This window comes from Kutzneria kofuensis (genome assembly GCF_014203355.1).
Lineage (GTDB): Bacteria > Actinomycetota > Actinomycetes > Mycobacteriales > Pseudonocardiaceae > Kutzneria > Kutzneria kofuensis.
The window spans coordinates 1,158,361-1,178,316 of sequence record NZ_JACHIR010000001.1 but is presented as its reverse complement, the minus strand read 5'-3'; the positions used below and the strand labels follow the sequence as shown (position 1 = coordinate 1,178,316).

Sequence of the window (19,956 nt, the reverse complement as noted above, 5' to 3'; positions counted from 1 at the left end):
ATGCCATTGAATCAGCTGTTCCGGTTGGCGTCGAAGGTTGCCGGCGGCGCGGTCACCACCGCTCGGGCATTCCTGCCGACCGGTGTCGACCGCCGGGTGCGTGTCGTCCGCGACCGCGCCTATGTCGAGGTCCACGGCATTCACCGAGCCGGCACGGAAGACGCGGCCCGCGAACTGGTGAAGCGCCTGACCGAGTCGTACGGTGTGCGCGCCGTCGAGGTCAACGCCGCGCTGGGGTGGGCGATGATCGCGTTCGACCACGACAAGACCAGGGTGGACGACCTCGTGCGGACGATCCGCGAGGTCGAGGAGACCCACGCGCTGCGTGCCGTCCCGCGGGCGGATCGCGGGCAGTTTCCCGGCGCCGGCGGGCGGATGGTGACGGAGGCGATCGCGCTCGGCGTCGATCTCGTCGGCCTGCCCTACGCGCTCGCGGGCCGGCTGCTTCCGCTCCCCAAGGCGCCCACGACCTTGTCCGCGCTCGTCGCCGTCGCCGACTACTCGCCCCGTGTCCACGGCTACGTGGAAGGCGCGGTGGGCCGTCCGGCGGCCGACGCCGTGTTCGCGCTCACCGGGGCGGTGGCCAACGCCATGGCCCAGGTCCCCCTGCAACTGATCAACGACGCCTGTCATCGGGGCTCCCTGCTCATGGAAGGGCTGGCCCGGCAACGCAGTTGGGACCAGTGGCACCGAACGCTGGCCGACCGTGAGGGCGCATACGACGCCCCGCCGATCGACCGCGCACCACGTCCGGTCCCGCTGCCGGCCGGCGCGACCGACCGGGTCGCCGACGTCGTGACGTCGCTCGGCACGGCCGGTGCGGGTGTGACGCTCGTCGGCAACCGGCAGCGCGCACTGGGTGTGCTGGTTGCCAGCGCACCGCGTGCGGCGCGGATGGGCCGGGAGGCGTTCGCCGGTCAGCTCGGTCGCGGCATCGCCCGGCGTCGTGTCCTCGCCGTCGACCCGGATGCGCTGCGACGGCTGGACCGTGTCGACACGGTGGTGCTCGACGCGGCGATCCTGCGGACCGGCGAGCAGATCATCGACGAGGTCGTGCCGGTCGACACGAGCATCGCACTGGACGAGTTGCACGCGCGTGCGCACGAACTGGTCGACCCGACGGCCCCGGAGGCCCGCCGGGAACGTGACGGATGGTCGGTCGTGCCCGCGGCCGACGGTCCGCTCGGTGCGGACGCCCAGGTGCGCGAATGGACGGACCGGGGCGCTCTCGCGCTGGCGCTCCTGCGCGGTGGCGAGGTCGTCGGGTTGATCAGCGTGGTCACCGAGCTCGACCCGTTGGCCGAGGCGCTGGTGTCGGCGGCGCAGGGGGCCGGCGCCGTCGTCATCGCCGGGGCCGACGGCGTGCTGGAGAAGCGGATCGATGCCGACGAGTGGCTGCCCGGTGACGTGGAGGTGGCGTCCTCCGTGCGGGCCCTGCAGACCGACGGCCACGTCGTGGCGGTCGTCTCGGCCCACTGTCCGGACGGTCTGGCCGCCGCCGACGTCGGCATCGGGATCACCCGGGCGGACTCGCCGCCGCCCTGGGGATCGTCGCTGCTCTGCGGGTCCGGTCTCGGCGAGGCGTGCCTGCTGCTGCAGTCCGTGCCGTTCGCGCGGAAGGCCAGCCGGCGCAGTGCCCAGATGGCCATCGCGGGCGCGACTGCCGGCAGCCTGCTGTCGATGCTGGGGCCGCCGCGAAGCGCCGCCGTCCGGGCCCAGGTTCCGGTCCAGGTCGCCGCGCTGTTGGCGCTGGCCGCCGGCACATGGTGGGGCACCCGGCCGATGCGCATGCCCGCACCCGTGCCGGTCACCCACACCCCGTGGCACGCCATGCCGCCGCACATCGTGCTCGACCGGCTCGGGACGTCGCCCGACGGGCTCGACGCCGACGAGGCGGCGCGGCGTCGACAGGGCCGGCCGGACCAGGAGGCGGTGCAGCGGCCCGGAAGTGTCGCCGAGACCTTCCTGGAGGAGCTGGACAACCCGGTGACGCCGGTGCTCGCCGGCAGCGCGGGGTTGTCCTGGACCGTCGGGTCGGTGATCGACACGGTCCTGATCGTGGGAGTGCTGGGGCTGAACGCATTGGTGGGCGGCACGCAGCGACTGGGCGCCGACCGCGCGCTGAACCGGCTCACCGAGGCCGTGGCGATGCGGACCCGGCTGCGGCGGGGCGAGCAGCGGGTGGAGCAGTCGGCGGAGGAGCTCGTGGTGGGCGACGTGGTCGAGCTCGACGCGGGCGACGCCGTGCCCGCAGACTGCCGGCTGCTGGTCGCGCGGGACCTGGAGGTCGACGAGTCGAGCCTGACCGGCGAGTCCCAGGTGGTCGGCAAGACCGCCGACGTCGCACCGGCCCGGGTGATCGCGGACCGGCACTGCATGCTGTACCAGGGAACGGTTGTGGCGGCCGGCTCGGCGGTCGCGGTCGTCACCGCCGTCGGCACGGACACCGAGATCGGCCGCACCACCCTGATGGGCGGCGGGCCACGGTCCGGCGGCGTGCACACCAGGCTGAACTCGTTGGTGCGACTGGCATTGCCGATCTCCATCGGCGCCGGCGTGACGCTGCTGGGCATCGACGTGCTGCGGGGCCGTCCCGTCGCCCAGGCGCTGGGACGGGCGGTGAGCCTGGCGGTGGCGGCGGTGCCGGAGGGACTTCCCTTCGTGGCCACCGTCGCGCAGCTCGCCGCCGCCCGTCGGCTCTCGCGGCACGGCGCGCTCGTCCGCAATCCGTCCACAATGGAGGCTCTCGGCCGGGTCGACGTGTTGTGCTTCGACAAGACCGGGACGCTCACCGAGGGACGGATCCGACTGCACCGCGTCAGCGACGGGTTCGCCGACCGTCCGGCGGACGACCTCACGCCGGCGCTGCGCCGGGTGGTCGGCGCCGCGCTGCGTGCCAGTCCGGCGCCCGACGAGAACCGGCCGCTCGCGCACCCCACCGATCGCGCGGTCGTCGACGGCGCGCTCGGCGTCGGGGTGAGCACGGCCGAAGGAGCCGCCGGCTGGGAACTGGTCGACTCGATGCCGTTCGAGCCGGCGCGGGGATTCCACGCCGTGCTGGGGCGCGGCGAGCAGGGACTGCTGGTCAGCGTCAAGGGCGCGCCGGAGATCGTGTTCGCCCGCTGCGGCCACTGGCGCCATCCCGAGGACGGCGACGGGATGCGGCCGTTCGACGACGAGGCCCATCGGCGGTTCAGCCAGGAGGTGACGCGGCTGGCCAGCCGCGGATACCGGGTGCTCGCCGTCGCCGAACACACCCCCTCGGGCGGCGACGGTCTCGACGACGACCGGGTGCGCGGCCTGTGCCTGACCGGTCTGCTCGCCCTGGCCGATCCGGTCCGGCCGACCGCCCTGCACGCGGTCGGGCAGCTGCGCCAGGCCGGCGTGCGGGTGGTCATGATCACCGGCGACCACCCCGACACCGCGGCGGCCATCGGGGCGGAACTCGACGTGGTCAACGGCGATCGGATCATGACCGGCTCGGAGCTGGACGCCGTCGACGACGCCGAACTCGCCCGCCAGCTGCCGGACATCGCCGTGTTCGCCCGGGTGAGCCCGGCGCAGAAGGCCCGCATCGTCCGGGTGCTGCGCACCGCGGGCCGGGTCGTCGCCGTCACCGGTGACGGGGCGAACGACGCGCCGGCCATCCGGCTGGCCGACGTCGGCATGGCCCTGGGCCGGCACGCCACGCCGGCGGCGCGGCACGCCGCGGACGTCGTGATCACCGACGACCGGATCGAGACGATCACGGCGGCCATCGTCGAGGGCCGCGCCATGTGGGCGTCGGTCCGCGACGCGGTGGCCATCCCGCTCGGGGGCAACCTCAGCGAGATCGCCTTCACCGTGGGCACCGGCCTGATCAGCGCGGCGGAGACGCTCAACGCGCGCCAACTGCTGTTGATCAACGTGCTGACCGACGTGTTGCCCGCCATGGCGATCGCCGTCCGGCCGCCGCCCGGCGCCACCGCCGAGGTGCTGCTCGCGGAGGGACCGGACGCCTCGCTGGGACCGTCGCTCACCCGCGACATCTACCGCCGCGCCACCATCACCACGGCGGCCACCAGTGCCGCGTGGCTGCTGGGGCGGTTCACCGGCACCCGCCACCAGGCCAACACGGCGGCGTTGGTCGCGCTGGTGGGGGCGCAGCTCGGCCAGACGCTCGCGGCCGGCCGCCGGGACCGGCTGGTGCTGGCGGCCACCGTCCTGTCGTTCGCCACGCTGGCGGCGATCGTGCAGACGCCGGGGGTCAGCCACTTCTTCGGCTCGCGTCCCCTGTGGCCGCACGGCTGGGCCATCGCCGTCGGGACGTCGGTGGCGGCCGCTCTGGTCAGCCTGGCGCTGCGGTCGCCGCGCACCGCGGGCAGACGAGCGATCGAGGCCGCCGGATAACCGTCTCTTAACCTGCTGGCAAGCCGCGCCTCCACGCCGGTACAGCGGGGCACCCTATTCTTCGGCCGTTCGATCCGACGAATCGGGTGCGGGAGAGGAAAATCCGATGGCTGACTTCCTTGCTGTCGTCGTCGCGAAGGCGGCGATGATTCTCCTTGAGATCATCGCCGTCCGCGTGGCGCAGGTGATCTTCGCGAGGGCTTTCTCGTCGAAGGTCGCGACGGCCGGCTAGCTCCGTGCCGGCCGGCCATTACACGCCAATGGCCACAATGTGCCCGACCGCTCGTGCCGAGCATTTCGTTGGCTACGGTGGAAGATCCCGTGGAAAGTGGAAGCTCGGTGACATTGCGCCATGGTGGGATGGGTTCTCGGGATAGGTGTCACCGTGGTCGTGCTCGGCGCGTCGTGCCTGGTGCTGGCCCTGGTGGCGTGGTTGCTGCCACCGGGGCTGGCCAAGGAGATCGCGCGTTTCGTGCCGTGTTGCGTGCGGGCCGCGTTCGTACTGCGGCGGGATCCGCGGGTACCCCGCCGGGCCAAATACGTGCTGGCGTTCGCCGGCCTGTACACGCTCTCGGGGATCAACGTGATCCCGGACTTCATCCCGGTGATCGGGTTGCTGGACAATGTCATCGTGCTTGTCGTCGCACTGCGCTATGCCAGCCGCCGGGTCACGCGCGACGTTCTCTTCGCGGCCTGGTCGGGCAACCCGGCGGTGCTCGACCGGCTCATCGGCCGCCTTCGCGTGCAGCGCGATCCGGACGATTCCCGCCGGCGGCGTCGCATTCGTGGCCGCTGAGCGGAATCGGCAATGGTCATCCTCCGTTCACGCCGGAACTCGGTGGCCGCCGCGGCGGGTCATGGCTGCTCGGTCGGGGGGACGGTGTCGGGCGGCGCGCCCCGGCGGCGCCCCGGGTGCTTCTCGTCCGGGGGCTTCGCCGCGATCTCCCGCAGAATGCGGATCGTGGTGCCGCGCACGGTTGTCGTCGCGGACGGCACGTCGCCGGCGGCGGCGTCGTCCATGAACGGCATGAACTGGTCGGGGAAGCCCGGCATGGTGCAGCCGATGCAGATGCCGCCGACGTTCGGGCAGCCGCCGACGCCGTTGATCCAGCCGCGCTTGGCCACGTTGCACCTGACCACCTGGCCCCAGCAGCCCAGTTTCACCAGGCACTTGGCCGATCCGTGCTCGCGGGCGTAGTCGTCCTGCTCGTAGTAGCCGGCGCGGTCACAGCCCTCGTGCACGGTCGCCGAGAACAGCCACCTGGGGCGGAGGGACTCGTCGAGCGCGATCGCGGGCGCGGTGCCGGCGGCGTGGTAGAGCAGGTACAGGATGGTCTCGGAGAGGTTGTCGGGCTGAACGGGGCAGCCGGGCACACACACGATCGGGATGCCGGCCTTGGACTTCCAGTCCCAGCCGAGATAGTCGGGCACGCCCATGGCGCCGGTCGGGTTGCCGGCCATGGCGTGGATCCCGCCGTAGGCGGCGCACGTCCCGACGGCCAGCACCGCCATTGCCTTGGGGGCCAACCGGTCCAGCCACTCGTTGGCGGTCACCGGCTGGCCGGTGTCGGGGTCGGTGCCGAACCCGGTCCAGTAGCCCTCGGACTTGGTCGACTCGTCCGGCACGGAACCCTCGACCACGAGGATGAAGGGATCCAGCTCGCCGCGGTCGGCCCGGCGCCACCACTCGACGAAGTCGTCCGGCCCCCGCTCGGGGCCGGACTGGAAGTCGAGCAGCGGCCAGTGCATGGCGACCTCCGGCAGCCCGGGAAGACCGCCGAGGAGGATCTCCTCGATGCTGGGCTGGGTCGCCGCGGTCAGCGCGACCGAGTCGCCGTCACAGCTCAGACCACCATTCATCCATAGGATGTGTATCGTGGCACCAGATTCGGCTGAGCCGTTGCCGGTTCGCCCGGCCGTGATCATCAATACGCACCTCCTCGCGGCCGACGCCGGCCGCTATTGACAACCCGATGCCCTTGGCAGGAGGCAGCTCGACCGAAAATCATCTCCGTCGATCGCGGACCGAGGTCACGTTAGTCCCGGCCGGCAGCCTCTGCAAGTGCGTGCCAGAATCGTGACGGGTGGACGGTACTGTCCAATAGATCCGCCAATGGTGACGGTCGACGGGACAGAAATGACGCAAGGCCATGGGAAGGTGGTCCGATTGAGTGATCCGACGGGTCAGTCCCCCGAAGAGTCGATCTCGCTGCTCCCGGTGGAGGTGACCACGAAGGTCTTCCACGCGCGGCCCTCCTCCGTCCCGGAGGTCCGGGACTTTCTCCGTCGGTGTCTCGCGGGCGCGGCGCTGGCCGAGGCCGACAGCAGCACGGTGGCCAAGACGGTGTTCCAGGCCCTGCTCACGGCGGCCGGCACGACCGGCGCGGTCCAGGTCTGCTGCCGGACCTACCCCAGCCACATCGAGATCGACGTGTGCGACGTGGTCCCCGGCAGTATGTGCGAGCCCGTCATCGAACAGCTCGTGACGCTGCGACCGCGGGCGCACACCGCCGCCGATTTCGGCGCCTGGCTGGCCGACGCGCTGCGCAGGGAGGGGATTTCCCGGGATGTCGCCGCGAGCCAGTTGGACGTTTCGGTGAAGACGGTGAGTCGCTGGATCGGTGGAGAAACCGAGCCTCGGCTGCGTGAGCTGCGCCGTATTCAGGAGCGGTTCGGTGAGGTTCCGTTCAGCTGAACGATGTCGGTCCCGCGTCCGTCCGTGTCCATTGTGCGTCATTGTCATCGAATGGTCCCGGCGCATTCGGGTCAACACGGAGAAAAAGTGATCAATGAAATGTCGGGTGACGAGTTCGGCCGCCGTCAGCCGACGTGGTGCTCCTCCTCGGCGTGCGGGCCCGGCACGGCCAGCTCGATGGTGCACCCGGAGTCGTCGGAGCTGATGTCGAGCCACTCGCAGATCTGGTTGGTCAGCCACAGACCGTCGCCGGTCTGCTCGCACAGCGCCGGCGTGCGGAAGCCGACGAACGGGTGGAGGTCGCCGAGCGGCTGTGCGCTGTGCACCGTGCACACCACCCGGCCGGCCGCCAGCCGCACCCACGCCGTCACCCGCTCGATGTTCCGCCGGCGCAGGTACGCCATCGCCTCACCGACCGCGATGGAGAACATCGCCACGCTGTCCTCCGACGGCAGCAGCCGCGCGGCCTCGCCGAGCACGTGCCGGCGCGCCGCGGCGAGGTCGCCGTCGAACCGGGCGACGTCGTCGCACGGGCGCCTCGGCGGCGGCGCCTGCAGCCGCGCGAACTCCTCGGGCGCGACGAACTGCGCGCAGGGCTCGACCCGGCTCCCGGCGACGCACTCGGGATGGGTGCGGCGGGCGTCCTCGATGATCGCGGCATCGACGATCCTGGTGTCGTACGGACAGATCATCCGGATCGCGGTGTCGGCGAGCACCACGTTCAGGCCCGCCTCCATGCGCTTCCACGCGGCCACCTCGCGCCGGGACCGGCCGACCCAGACCGGCTCGGCGAGAATGCGCACGGCGCCGCTCGGCGAGGTCGGCCGGTGGCGCGTCCAGTAGCGCTGGAACGCGGTGGCCCGCTGGGGCGGCCGGCGGCCGAAGTACGCGGACTCGGCGTAGTCGACCTCGCTCGCCTGCGTGCCCAGCGCGTCCTGTAACAGGTCCAGGTTCGCCGAAGTCGTCGTGACCAGCACCGGTTCGCCCCGGTGCAGGCCGTCCCGCACGAACGGGACCGCCATCGACAGCAATTCCGCATCGCTGCCGTAGATGCAGCCCTGGTGCAGAAAGCCTGACTTCATCACACCTCCCATGCGCCGCACGGCGCCCACGTCGAGCCGGTGTCGGATGCGGTTCGTCATGCGGATTCGCGATGGGACGGGAGACTACCTCCGGCGACGATGACGCGGAACCACTCCGACGAGATCGTACTCCTACGTCGGATCCGTTGCGGGAGTTGGACAAAGACACCGTTTTGGCACTGGAGGTTGTGGTTCGACGCGGATGGACACGGTTGTGCCCGAGGATCGCTCGGGTTGGTCCCGGCCGGTCGGACAGCACTGTCCGGTGGCCCGACGCGCCGGGACGGATGTGTCCGCCTCGGCGGCCGGCGCCGCGCCGGGGCGTGTCCCGGGGATGATGGCGGTGATCCACGGAACACGCCCCGGCTTCCTTCCCTCCTCCGCGCCGCACGGCGCCGAGGAGAGCCACAGCGGCGACCAGCGGGTCGCCTCCCGTGCCGGCACGACGATGTCACCGGGCGGCGTGATCCGGTCCGGGATCGCGCGGTACGAGGAACGCGGCCAGGTAGTCGCGCAGCGCGTCGACGTCGTCCAGCGGCGCGACCAGTCCGACGTACCCGTCCGGTCGGACGAGCGTGACGTGGTGGACGCCGGCCAGTTGGCGGGCGGAAGACCGGTCCACGGCGGCGATCGGCACGATGTCGATCGCCGCGAGGTAGTCGGCGCACACGCGCTCGAGCCGCCGGACGACGGCCGGCTCCGCCCGGGCCACCGCCAGCAGCAACGTCCAGCGGTCGTAGCCGAGCAGCCGATGCAGCCGTACGGGCTCGGCACCGGCCTCGCGCGTGACGTAGACATCGGGGATTCGATCGCCCGCACGGCACTGGCGCCCGATGCGCCGGACTTCCTGTCGCGACAGCGGGCTGTCCCGATGGTTCCGGCCGAAGTCGCTCATCAGCCACTCCACCCGCCGCTGGAAACCGGACCACGGCAGGGCGGCGCGCAGGACGGCGGTTCGCACCCGGTGCAGGGGCTCCGGCAGCAGGATCTCCGTGATGTTGAACCTCATGTCACGGATCACCGCACGGGCGAGGGCTCGCTGCTCGATGTCGTAGGAGTCGAGCAGGGCGTCGCCCGCCTGCCGGTGGTGCACGGCGGCGAGTTTCCAGGCCAGATTGTGCGCGCCGAGCATGCCGATGTTCATCCCGTGCCCGCCGACCGGCGCCCACGCGTGCGCCGCGTCGCCGGCGAGCAGCACACGGCCGCGTCGGAACTCGGCGGCGATGCGGTCGGAGAAACGCGCCCGGCTCAGCCAGCCGGACTCCGTCGGCCCGAGTCGCAGCAGCGGGATGCCGGCGGTGTCGGCGACCAGGTCGCGCAATTCACCCAGCGTCGGCGGTTCCGTGCGGTCCGGCTCGGGATCGTCCCGGATGCAGAACACCCGATATCCCTGGCCGGGGGTGGGAAACGCGAGGACCGTGCACCGGGGGCCGAGGAAGATGTAGCCCTGGCCCGGTCGGTCGCGCAGCGGCCAGGCCGGCACCACGTTGCCCTGGACCACCTGCATGTTCACCCGGCGCTTCCCGTCGAAGGGGATGCCCAGCCGGGTTCGGACGGTGCTGCGGCGGCCGTCGCAGGCGACCACCCACGACGCCCGTGCCATCTCGGTGACGCCGGTGGGCAGCCGCAGCGTCGTCAGGGCGTGGTCGTCCCGTTGGCGCACATCGGTCGCCTCGGTCCGCCATTCGACGTCGACGCCGAGCCCGCTCAACTCCTCGGCCAGCAGCAGCTCGATGTCGTGCTGCTCGATCGTCATCGCGTACGGGTAGTCCGAGTCGAACCGCCCGGCCGTGAAGCAGCCCAGATGTCGCCCGTCGCCGTAGAAGTTCAGGCTCCGCATCTCGTAGGCGTGTCGCCGGATCGTCTCGCCCACGCCGAGGGCGCCGAGCGCCTCACCGGCCCGGGGGAAGATCACGTCGGCCCGCGCCTCGCGATTGGGGCCGGTCGCCCGGTCCACGACCCGCACGCGCAGCAGCTGGCGGCGCAGGGCCGTCGCCAGGGTCAGGCCCACCGGTCCCGCGCCGATCACCAGCACGTCGGTGTCTTCGGCGGCGCGGCTCGGCCCCTCTGAACCGGTGCCTTCGGCAACCGCTCCAGGCAACGGCGGCGCCCCGCGCTCTCCAGGGTTGGGGGCAGAACGGGGTGCTGGCACGCGATCGCCTCCGTCAGGCCGGCACGACTTCGAGGACGTTCAACATCGAGGGCGGGCCGACGACACGGGCCAGCCGCAGGCCGGCCTCGGCCAGCAGCCAGGCGTGTTCGGCCTCGGTGCGTTCACGCCCGCCGTAGACGAACAGCATCGTCAGGTCGAGGAACTTGCTGGGATGCGGCCCGTTTCCGGTCGGCACCACCCAGTCGGCGAGCAGCAGCCGGCTGTGCGCGTCCATCGCCCGGCGGCAGTTGGCGAGGATGGCGCGGGCGTCGTCGTCGGACCAGTTGTGCAGGATTCCCTTCATCAGGTACAGATCCGCGCCGGCCGGGACCGACTCGAGGAAGTCGCCGGGCAGGAAGCCGCAGCGGTCGGCGAGCCCGGCTGCGGCCAGCTGCCGCTCGACGTCGTCGGCCAGGTACGGCTGGTCGTAGACCACGCCGGTCAGCTCGGGATTGGCGCGCAGGACCGCGGTGAGGAAGGCGCCGTTCCCACCACCGACGTCGACGATCTGGCGCGCCCGGGAGAAGTCGTAGTAGTGGGCGAGCGCCTCACCCGTCACGCGGCTCTGCTCGGCCATCGCGGCGTTGAACAGCGCGCGGTGCTCGGGATGGTTGCGCAGGTGCTCGAACAGCGGCTCGCCGAAGACGTGCGCGGTGGTGGCCTCGCCCGTCCGGATGCTGTCCGCGGCGTTCGCGTAGACGGTGTTGAGCAACCCCTGGAAGATCACCCAGGAACGCAGCGACTGCGGATGGTCGGTGCGCAGCCGCTCACCCACCGGGGTCAGCCCGAACCAGCCCGGCTCGACCTCGACGAACACTCCGATGCTGGCGAGCGCGCGCAGCAGCCGGTACAGGGCGTCGGGATGGGCCGGGACCGCGGCGGCGAGATCCGCCGCCCCCCGGGGCTCGCCGGCGAGCAGGTCCGCCACCCCGAGCTCGGCCGCGAGCTGCACGGCCCGAGCCGCACCGAACCCCTCGGCCAGCTGGATGAGTCGGTAGGCGTGGTCCTCGCGCTGGTCGGTGTCATGCATCGGTACTCCCTCCAGAGGTGCCGAGGACGAGGTGCCGTGGGCCGTGGAAGACCATGTCCTCGGCGAAGTGAACCGGTTTGTCGGTCAGGTGAAGCCCGGGCAGGCACTCGAAGAGCACGGCGATCGCGATCTCGGCCTCCGCCCGCGCCAGCGCCGACCCCAGGCAGCGGTGCACACCGCCGCCGAATCCGCAGTGGCGACTCGACCGCCCGCGCGGCCGCAGCTCGTCGGGCTCGGGGAAGACCAGCGGATCACGGTTGGCCGAGCCCAGCACCAGCACGACGCTGTCGCCCTCCCGGATGTCCTGCCCGCCCAGCACGTCGTCCCGGTACGCCCAGCGCGTCACCATCTGCACCGGGCAGTCGTAGCGGACGAGTTCGTCCACAGTGGACGGCAGGAGTTCCGGGTCGGCACGCAACTCCGCGAGCACAGCGGGGTTTCTGAGCAATGCCAGCACTGCCTTGCCAATGAGGTTCGTCGTCGTCTCGTGTCCGGCGGTGAGCAGGTGCACGCACGTCGCGGTGACCTCGTCCTCCGTCACCGACCCGCACTCGCCGGCCTTGACCAGCGCGGTGATCAGGTCGGCGGCGGGATCGTGCCGCCTGCGCCGTGCCTCCCAGCGGAAGAAGTCGATGAGCTCGGTCGCCGCGGCCTCCGCCCGCGCGTAGTCGCGGGCCCGCCCGGAACTGGCCTCCTGCAGCGACACGGCCCGCTCCCGAAGCCACTCCCGGCTGCCCTCGTGCACGCCCAGCAGTTCCGATATCACCAGGATCGGGAGCGGGGCGGCGAACTCCTCGATCAGGTCGAGCGTGGGCCGGCGGCCGACGTCCGCGATCAGGTCGCGCGCGATCTCCGCCACGCGGGGCCGCAGCCCGGCCACGACACGCGTCGAGAAGCTCCCGACGAGCAGGGACCGCAGTTGGCCGTGTCGCGGCGGATCCATGAAGACCAGCCAGTTGCCGACCAGCCGCCACAGGGTTTCGCACTCCGGCGGGATGCCGGCCAGCAGCGGGACGGCGTGGTGCCCGTAGTGCGGGTGCGTCAGCACGCGGGTGACGTCGTCGTAGCGGAAGACGTACCACCTCGCCCGCCCGTCGAGGCTCGACCGACCCCGGTGGACCGGATCGTTCTCCCGGTAGTGGCGGTAGATCGGGTACGGGTCGGCGATGTCCTCGGCCGGCCAGTCCAGGGGATCGAAGGGGCGCGGAACTCGCTGTGTCATGGCACTCACTCGTCATTCGTGGGGTATGGACCGAAGAAGTCGGCCAGGAAGTCCAGTGCCTCGGTCACGTCGACGGGGACGGCGGCACACGTGCGGGCGCGCGCCGCGAGGTGGCGGAAGCGCAGCGAGAAGCCGCGTCGCGCCACATCCGGCCGGGACACGTACCCGGGCACGGACTCCAGTTCGAACGACGGCCCCGCGGTCCGTCCCCGGCGCCCGGACGGCATGGCGGTCAGCAGTTCGCCCAGCGGCCGCATGACGCAGGTCATCACGTCGATCGCCCGGTTCATCAAGGCGGAACGGCGCAGGCTGGCGTCCGGGGACTCGCCGAAGTGCTGGACCATCAACTGCAGCGCCATGAAGTAGGCCCGGTTGAACAGCCGCATGACCTCCGCGGCGGCGGGGTCGGTGACCAGCTCCCTGGCCGCGTCCCCCGCGAGCAGTGTCGGGTTGCGCAGTGCGGGGTAGGCCGGGGTCCACGGCGCCGACCGCTCGGGCGGGCCCGCCAGCTGCTCGGCCGTGAGGCACTCGTACATCCGCAGGAAGGTGTCGTAGTGCGACTTCTCCTCGGGACCGCTCGCGGGGAGCACGTTCCCCTCGCCCTGCTCGGTGACGACGTCGAGCGCGAACAGGGCGCTGGCGAGGTCGTCGACCTCCAGCTGGTAGTCGGGATGGACGTCGTTGACCGACCTGCGCAGGAAGAGGTGGTGTTCGCCGCCGCCCCGGCCTGGGCCCGCCAGGAACAGGTCCGGGACCCGACGCAGGCCCTCCCGGATGTCGGCGTAGAGCTCGCTGGCCGAGCCGTAGCGTTCGTCCACATCGGACTCCGCCGCCGCGGATCCGGGCCGGCGGACCTCCTCGACGAGCCGGGCCGGCTGCTCGATGGCGATGAACCTCGCGACGCTGCCGACGCCCAGCGGCTCCAGCGACAGGTCCAGCGGGATCGGCAGCTGGTGGTTGATCGCGCCGAAGTCGATCAGCGGCACGTGGAACGGTTCGCCGATGGCCGTGAGGATGTTGTTGAGGGCGAGGAAGTGGATCATCTCCTCGCGGGCCACGGTGAGCAGGCTGCCCCGCATCCCGCCGTCGCGGGTCCGACCGCCGTCACCGCAGGCGAGCGCCAGCTGCCGGGACGACCACCGGCCCTGCCGCACGTGTTCCGTGCCGGCCGCGTGCGTCGGCACCGAGAACGCCGCGTAGAGGTACTGCGCCATCACGGCGAGTTCGAGCGTCACGGCGTCCCGCAGGGCGTGGACGAGCTCTCCGCGGGTGGTGATCGCCTTCCTCGCCGGACCGCTCGCCGGGACGAACGTGGGCACGCTCTCGACCGCGCGGCAGGCACGGAGGAATCGCAGCAGCAGCCGCGCCTTGGGCGCGGACATGTCCCGTGTCGGCGGCATGTGGTAGGTCTTCATCCTGGTGCTCGGATCGCACATCTGCCAGATCAGGTCGGCATACGTGCGCACCGCGAACCGGTCGGCGAGGCTGAACACCTCCTTGCTCATGAAGGAACCCGTCAGCTCGTAGAACGCGAGCACCTCGCGGTACACCAGGTCGTACGTCACGTCTTCCTGGGCAATGTCGTCGAGCCGCCGGTCGTCGGGAAGCACCCGAACGGCCAGCGACCCCGCACCGGCCCAGTAGCCGAGCAGATCGTCGTTGTCGTAGCAGGCGTTGGCGGATCCCGGCCGGGTCGTGTCGCACGGGGACTCCTCGGCGTGGGCCGAGAGCAGCAGCCGGGCCGCCCCGGGCCGAGCACCTCGGATCGTCAGCCAGCCGCGGCCCTCGTTGTCGGTGCTGACGACGCAGCTGCCGGCGAAGTCTCCCGGCTCGTCCGCGCGGCCGGGACGCAGGCGCACGATCTCGATGTCGCCGGGCAGCGCGTCCGGCGACGTGGCGAAGGGATCCCGGGGGAGTGCCCGGGGATTGAAGAACTGCCGCACGTGGATCGCCTCGACGGCGTGCGGGCGGCCGCGGACGAGCGACCGGATCGGCACCTGGATGTCGTCTCCGCCGTTCTCGGGGTGGTCGAGGATGAGAGCGGCGTCGTCGGCCTGCACGTTGGTTTCCCGTTCCAGCAACAGCACCGCGCGGGCGCCTGACGGGTCCGTGCCCACCACGCACAGCGCCTGCTCGTCGGCCCGGGACAGCTCCTGAGCGGGAACCGTCAACACGCCGCTGGTGAGCGCGTCGCCGGCGAGGTAGGCCGCGGCCGGGACGCGGGCGACGAGCTGATGGCCGTCGACGGTGCGCAACTCCCAGTCGCCCAGATCCAGCAGTGGACCGGGGCCGCCGTTGTGGGCCCGGCCGGTCGCCGGCACCGCATTGATCATGTTCAGCGTGACGTGGTCCGGCGTCACGTCGACGGTCATGTTGCCCAGTCCCGCCCGTCGCGGGACGAGCAGGCGTCCCGCCGGATACGTGCGCGGCTCCGACTTCCGCCACGGCGCGATCGTTCCGCGCAGCACCCAGCGGCCGGGCGAGTCCGGCGCCTGCGGCGCGGACATGTCGCTGAGCGCGAACTGCACCACCAGGCCGTCGGCCTTGCCGGACGCCACGGTGGCACGCAATCCGGTGACCGCAGGCGAGACCGACGCCTCGTCCAGCCACCTCAGCCCGTCGCCGGACTCGACCACGAACTGGTAGAGAGTGGACAGTTTCAGTTGCGGCGCCAGGTAATGGTCGCCGACGTCGAGGATGTGGTCGAAGTTGTGCCATCGCGGCGGGTGGATCCCGCGCACCTCGCCGGTGAGCATGTAGCCGACGTCGTGGGAGCGCCCCGCGCGGCCGAAGCAGAACTGGCCGACCATCAGGCTGGTGGTCCAGTTCGAGGACGGGTCGACGTCGAAGATCCGGGCCCGGTTCACGGTGGTGGCCAGATACGGGTTGTAGTGGCCCCACATGTCGACGCTGCGGCCCACCACCGGGTCCGTCACATCGACGTCGGCCGGCGTGACCTCGCAGCCGACGATCCGGGCGTCGATCGAGAAATGGCCGTTGCCACCGAAGTTCCACCCCTTCGCCGCGCTGAACACGCCGTCGTCGTCGAGGTGGCCGGCCGCGTCGAAGCGCGGTCCGAGGCGGTGCAGGTAGTCGTGGTACTCGCGGGCCGGGCGGTGCACGGGAAACGGTCCGTGCTCCGTGAGCGCCTCGTCGGTGGCCAGGTCGACCAGGCCGTTGCGGATCCCGGTGGGCAGCCCCGTCGTCGCCGTGCCCGAGAAGTGCAGGCGCGGTGTGTCGAACACGCTCATTCGGTCATCACCTCCATACGCGGAACGGCGACGGGCACGCGGCTTCGGGGCCGGTGGAGATGGATCTCGTGCACCGCCCGGACCGCGGATTCGATCGCCCCCTCGATCCACGCCGTGGTCGACGAGCAGTGCTCCCCGGCGAAGAACAGGCGGTGCTCGGGCCGGGTGGCCCGCCGCCGTTCCCGCTCACAGGCGTGGGTGTCCTTGCCCCAGCGGACGCAGGCGGCTCCCTCGCTCCACCAGTACCGCCCCCAGGCCAGGCTCACGGCGTCCAGAACCATGCCCGGGCGCAGCAGCTCGGGGTGCATCTTGCCCAGTTCCTGCAGGACGACCGCGTGCCGGACGCCGGCGGGCAGGCGGCCGAGCGCGTCGGCGTCGGCGCCGATCGTGTAGCTGGCCAGCAGCGCCGCGCCGCCCGCCGGATCCCCCTCCACCGGGCAGTAGTAGGTCTGTCTGAGGCTGCCGCCGCTGAACGACGCGCCGCCGGAGATCCCGTCGTTCTCCCAGAACGGCTCCCGGCAGTGGAAAGCGATCTTCGTGGCCGACCAGTACTTCGCGTCGTGGATCACGGCCGTCTTGTCCTCGCTCAGCCCGGTCAACCGCAGCCTCGCCAGCACGGAGAACGGGACGGTGCACAGGACGTAGTCGCAGCGCCGGCCGACGATGTGGTTGCCGTCGCGCACGGCGACCGTGACGTGGTCGTCGCACGAGTCGATGCCGACCACCTCCTGGCCGCGGTTGATGGGGCCGCGGATCCGCGCCGCCAGCCGCCGGACGAGCTGGTCCATCCCGCCGGCGAGGCGGACGAGGTCGGGGCCGGTCTCGCTGAGGATGTCGTCCAGGAACCGGTTGAGACGCCCGTTGTGGCTCATCCGGACCTCCGGGTGGACCGCGAAGAAGGCGTGCAGGTCGACCTGGTCGCCGCCGCGCAGGAACGGGCTCAGGTCGAACTGGTCGATCAGCTCCAGCAGTTCGAGCCGGAGGTCGCCGCGCAGGCTGTCGCGGAAGTCGGACGGGGCGATGGCGTCGCCGATCGCCGTCAGCCATGCGCCGAAACGGATGGTGTCGCCGTTGAACCTCCCCACGGGCAGGCTTCGGGAGAAGTCCGCCATCAGTGTTTTCGCGGCATCGCGGACACGCGTGTGGCCGGCGCTGGTCGCGCAGTAGGAATCGGCGTCCGAGAACAGTGTGCTGAAAGTGCGCACCTTGTCGGCCAGGCCGAGCCTGGTGACGTACTGCATGGTGCGCCGGTGCTTGACGGGAATGCGCATGGCCCCGAGTTCGATGAGTGGCGCGTCGGGACCCGAATGAAACCGGTGGGTGTAGATCCTGCCGCCGATCCGGTTGCTTCCCTCCAGGATCTCGACAAGATGCCCGCGTTTCTCCAGCTCGTACGCGGCCACCAGGCCGGCGACCCCGGCCCCGATGATGGTCACTCTCTTTGCGGTCCCGTCGATGACACCTGTCATGCCGTGCTGCATGGTGGACACCGCGACCCCCTAGAGGAAACCAGGCCGACAATCGACCAGATGAATACCCGCCCGCCAGCACGTGAAATGGGGGCGCGTCGACCGTGGGAGTGTTGCGACTGGTAGCCTTCGGCGATTGACATCGCTCGTGGCAAACGCCGCCGCGCATGTGCGCGGGTGGCTGTGGTCACCCCCGTTCAAGCGTCACGTCGCTGAACTCTCTCAGTGTAAAACCCCACCAGCTTCGCCACAATCTTCGGGTACGAATTGTTGGTTTTTGGCCACGATTCGCCACTGTCGCGAATTGGCCGTGAGAATGAATTCGGGGTCCGGGGGCCGGCGACCGGTCGTTCGTGCCGCAACAATGGCCACGTCGGGGCCGTCCCGCCGTTCGGGTGACGGGCGATCCCCGGCGGCGTCGCGGCCGCGGACCGGGTGCGGTCGGGCCCGCTCTTGCCGGCGTGCCGGCGGCAAAACCGTCAGCAGGAAAAACGAGAATATCGGGTCACTTGGAAGGGTGAATTGCCTTCAGCGCGCCGGGCGGTGTCGCTAACCTCCATGGAGGTCGATCATTGCTCCAGTCCGGCACAAGGCTCGTTGTTCCACTGTGCTCGATCTCGCTCCACCCCGGCTCGATCGTCGAACGGTGCGCACCAGGAAGGCCAATGCCCGAAAATCGAATAGTCGCCAACGGATTAAGTCGGCGCTCATTACTGCGGACCGCGGTGTCAATGCCGCTGACCTCGCGCGTTCTCGCCGCTCACGGCAGTTCCACCGCCGTTGTCGGCAGCACCCTGGATCCCCGGACGATCCCGAAGTACGTGACACGGCTACCGGCGTTGCCCGCGATGCCGATGTGGTCGTCGTACGGCGGAATCGACTACTACGTGATTGGTGTCCGGCAGTTCTCCCAACAGGTTCTGCCGCCCAGCCTGCCCAAAACCGTCGTCTGGGGCTACGGATCGCCGCGGAATCCCGCCACGTTCCACAGCCCCGCGCTCACCATCGAGGCACGGGTGGGTCGTCCCGTCCGAGTGACGTGGGCGAACCAGCTCGTCGACGCCAGCGGCCGATTTCTGCCGCACCTCTTACCGGTCGACCCGACTCTGCACTGGGCGAATCCGCCCGGTGGCCTGCGGGGACGGGACACCCACCCGACGTTCGCCTCGACCCCGGGCCCCTACCCCGGGCCGGTGCCCATCGTGACCCACCTGCACGGTGCGCACGTCACGGAGGAGAGCGACGGCTATCCCGAGGCCTGGTACCTCCCGCCCGCCTGGGACCTTCCCGGCGGATACGCGAGGGTGGGGTCCTACCACGACCGCTACCGCGCGATGGCCGCCGACCGGTTCGGCGTCGAGTGGCCGCCGGGCACGGCCGTGTACCAGTACGCCAACGACCAGTCCGCCGCGACCCTGTGGTTCCACGACCACACGCTCGGCCTGTCGCGGCTGAACACCCACGCCGGCCTGGCGGGCTTCTACCTGCTCAGGGGCGGCGCGCGCGACCTGCCGCCGGGCGTGCTGCCCGGCCCCGCGCCGGGGGTCGACGACCGTCCCGGAATTCGGTACCACGAGCTTTCCCTTGTGGTGCAGGACCGTTCCTTCAACCGTGACGGCTCGATCTTCTTCCCCGACAGCCGGGCGTTCACCGGGGACGTGCCGCCGGACGGCCCGTTCGTCCCGGCCGGCGACGTCCCGCCGATCTGGAACCCGGACTTCTTCGGCACCACGATGGTCGTCAACGGCCGCACCTGGCCGGTCCTGCCGGTCGAACCGCGGCGCTACCGGTTCCGGCTGCTCAACGCGTGCAACGCGCGGACCCTGCTGCTCAAGATCGTCGCCAACCCGCTGGCCCCGCGGCCGGTGCCGGCGGCGTTGCCGTGCTGGCAGATCGGCGCGGACGGCGGCTTCCTGCCCCGTCCGGTGGAAACCGACCAGCTGCTGTGCGCGCCGGCGGAACGCGTCGACGTCATCATCGACTTCACCTCCCTGGCGGCCGGAACCGAACTCTTCCTCATCAACGAGGGGCCCGACGGGATGTTCATGGGCGGCTCGCCCGGCAAGGGTCTGACCCCGGCCGATCCGGCGACGACCGGGCAGGTGATGAAGTTCGTCGTCACGCAACAGTCCACACGGGACACCAGCGTGCCGCCGGCCCAGCTGTCCCTGCCGCGGCTGCCACCGCTCGGCCCGTCCCGGCGCACGTGGCGGATCTCGCTGACCGAACGCCGTTCCACCGCGCAGCCGGCGGCCGCGGTGTCGTTCCTGCTCGGCACCGTGGCCGCCGACGGGACGCCGAAACCGCTGACCTGGGCCGACGACGTCACGGAACGCCCCGCGCTGCGGACCACCGAGACCTGGGAGCTGACCAACTTCACCGGGGAGGCGCACCCGATCCACCTGCATCAGGTGCAGTTCCGCGTCACCGGCCGCCAACCGCTCGGGGGCGCGGCTCCCGGCCGTGGCCCGGAGAGCGGGGAGACCGGGGAGAAGGACACGGTGATCGTGTACCCGAACGAGATCACCAGAGTCGACGCGCGGTTCGACATCCCGGGCCGCTACGTCATGCACTGCCACATCCTGGATCACGAGGACAACGAGATGATGCGCCCCATCCAACCGGGAGGCTGACCGGGCGGGAGCCGCCGGTGGAGGCCACCGGGG

Annotated in this window: 12 protein-coding genes; 5 read left to right on the top strand and 7 right to left on the bottom strand. The window is 71.2% G+C overall.

What is annotated here, in order from left to right:
- From BJ998_RS05280 to BJ998_RS05275, 3 genes are all read left to right on the top strand, one after another.
- On the top strand, positions 1 to 4,389 hold the full coding sequence (locus BJ998_RS05280) for a cation-translocating P-type ATPase (RefSeq protein WP_184858999.1): 4,389 nt from the start codon (positions 1 to 3) through the stop codon (positions 4,387 to 4,389).
- Between the two features lie 106 nt (positions 4,390 to 4,495).
- Entirely contained in the window at positions 4,496 to 4,621 is a 126-nt protein-coding gene (locus BJ998_RS48480; protein WP_281392779.1) for a hypothetical protein, read from the top strand.
- A gap of 153 nt (positions 4,622 to 4,774) precedes the next feature.
- Positions 4,775 to 5,185, top strand: a complete 411-nt coding sequence (locus BJ998_RS05275; RefSeq protein WP_312889941.1) for a YkvA family protein — start codon at positions 4,775 to 4,777, stop codon at positions 5,183 to 5,185.
- A 59-nt stretch (positions 5,186 to 5,244) separates the two neighbouring features.
- Here BJ998_RS05275 and BJ998_RS05270 read toward each other — a convergent pair whose 3' ends face one another.
- On the bottom strand, positions 5,245 to 6,315 hold the full coding sequence (locus tag BJ998_RS05270) for an NADH-quinone oxidoreductase subunit B family protein (protein ID WP_184858995.1): 1,071 nt from the start codon (positions 6,313 to 6,315) through the stop codon (positions 5,245 to 5,247).
- 241 nt (positions 6,316 to 6,556) lie between these two features.
- Here BJ998_RS05270 and BJ998_RS05265 point away from each other — a divergent pair, with 241 nt between their 5' ends.
- Positions 6,557 to 7,084: a helix-turn-helix domain-containing protein gene (locus BJ998_RS05265; protein ID WP_246488524.1), complete on the top strand. Its 528-nt coding sequence runs from the start codon at positions 6,557 to 6,559 to the stop codon at positions 7,082 to 7,084.
- Between the two features lie 125 nt (positions 7,085 to 7,209).
- Here the strand turns inward: BJ998_RS05265 and BJ998_RS05260 are convergent, their stop codons facing one another.
- From BJ998_RS05260 to BJ998_RS05235, 6 genes are all read right to left on the bottom strand, one after another.
- Positions 7,210 to 8,166 (bottom strand): anti-sigma factor RsbA family regulatory protein, encoded by a 957-nt coding sequence (locus BJ998_RS05260; protein ID WP_184858991.1) that lies wholly within the window; start codon positions 8,164 to 8,166, stop codon positions 7,210 to 7,212.
- Positions 8,167 to 8,617: 451 nt separating this feature from the next.
- The gene (locus tag BJ998_RS05255) at positions 8,618 to 10,267 is read right to left on the bottom strand and encodes an FAD-dependent monooxygenase (protein ID WP_184858989.1); all 1,650 of its coding nucleotides are present in this window, start codon (positions 10,265 to 10,267) and stop codon (positions 8,618 to 8,620) included.
- Between the two features lie 64 nt (positions 10,268 to 10,331).
- Complete coding sequence (locus BJ998_RS05250; protein WP_221337882.1) at positions 10,332 to 11,348, bottom strand: methyltransferase; 1,017 nt, start codon at positions 11,346 to 11,348, stop codon at positions 10,332 to 10,334.
- The gene (locus BJ998_RS05245) at positions 11,341 to 12,570 is read right to left on the bottom strand and encodes a cytochrome P450 (protein WP_184858987.1); all 1,230 of its coding nucleotides are present in this window, start codon (positions 12,568 to 12,570) and stop codon (positions 11,341 to 11,343) included. Before BJ998_RS05245 ends, BJ998_RS05250 begins: the two co-directional genes overlap by 8 nt.
- A 5-nt stretch (positions 12,571 to 12,575) precedes the next feature.
- Positions 12,576 to 15,821: a ferritin-like domain-containing protein gene (locus BJ998_RS05240; protein ID WP_184858985.1), complete on the bottom strand. Its 3,246-nt coding sequence runs from the start codon at positions 15,819 to 15,821 to the stop codon at positions 12,576 to 12,578.
- Complete coding sequence (locus tag BJ998_RS05235; protein WP_221337881.1) at positions 15,818 to 17,257, bottom strand: flavin monoamine oxidase family protein; 1,440 nt, start codon at positions 17,255 to 17,257, stop codon at positions 15,818 to 15,820. Before BJ998_RS05235 ends, BJ998_RS05240 begins: the two co-directional genes overlap by 4 nt.
- A gap of 764 nt (positions 17,258 to 18,021) precedes the next feature.
- Between BJ998_RS05235 and BJ998_RS05230 the strand changes: the two genes are divergently transcribed.
- Positions 18,022 to 19,923, top strand: coding sequence for a multicopper oxidase family protein (locus tag BJ998_RS05230; RefSeq protein ID WP_184858983.1), 1,902 nt, complete (start codon positions 18,022 to 18,024; stop codon positions 19,921 to 19,923).
- The last annotated feature ends 33 nt before the right edge of the window (positions 19,924 to 19,956 follow it).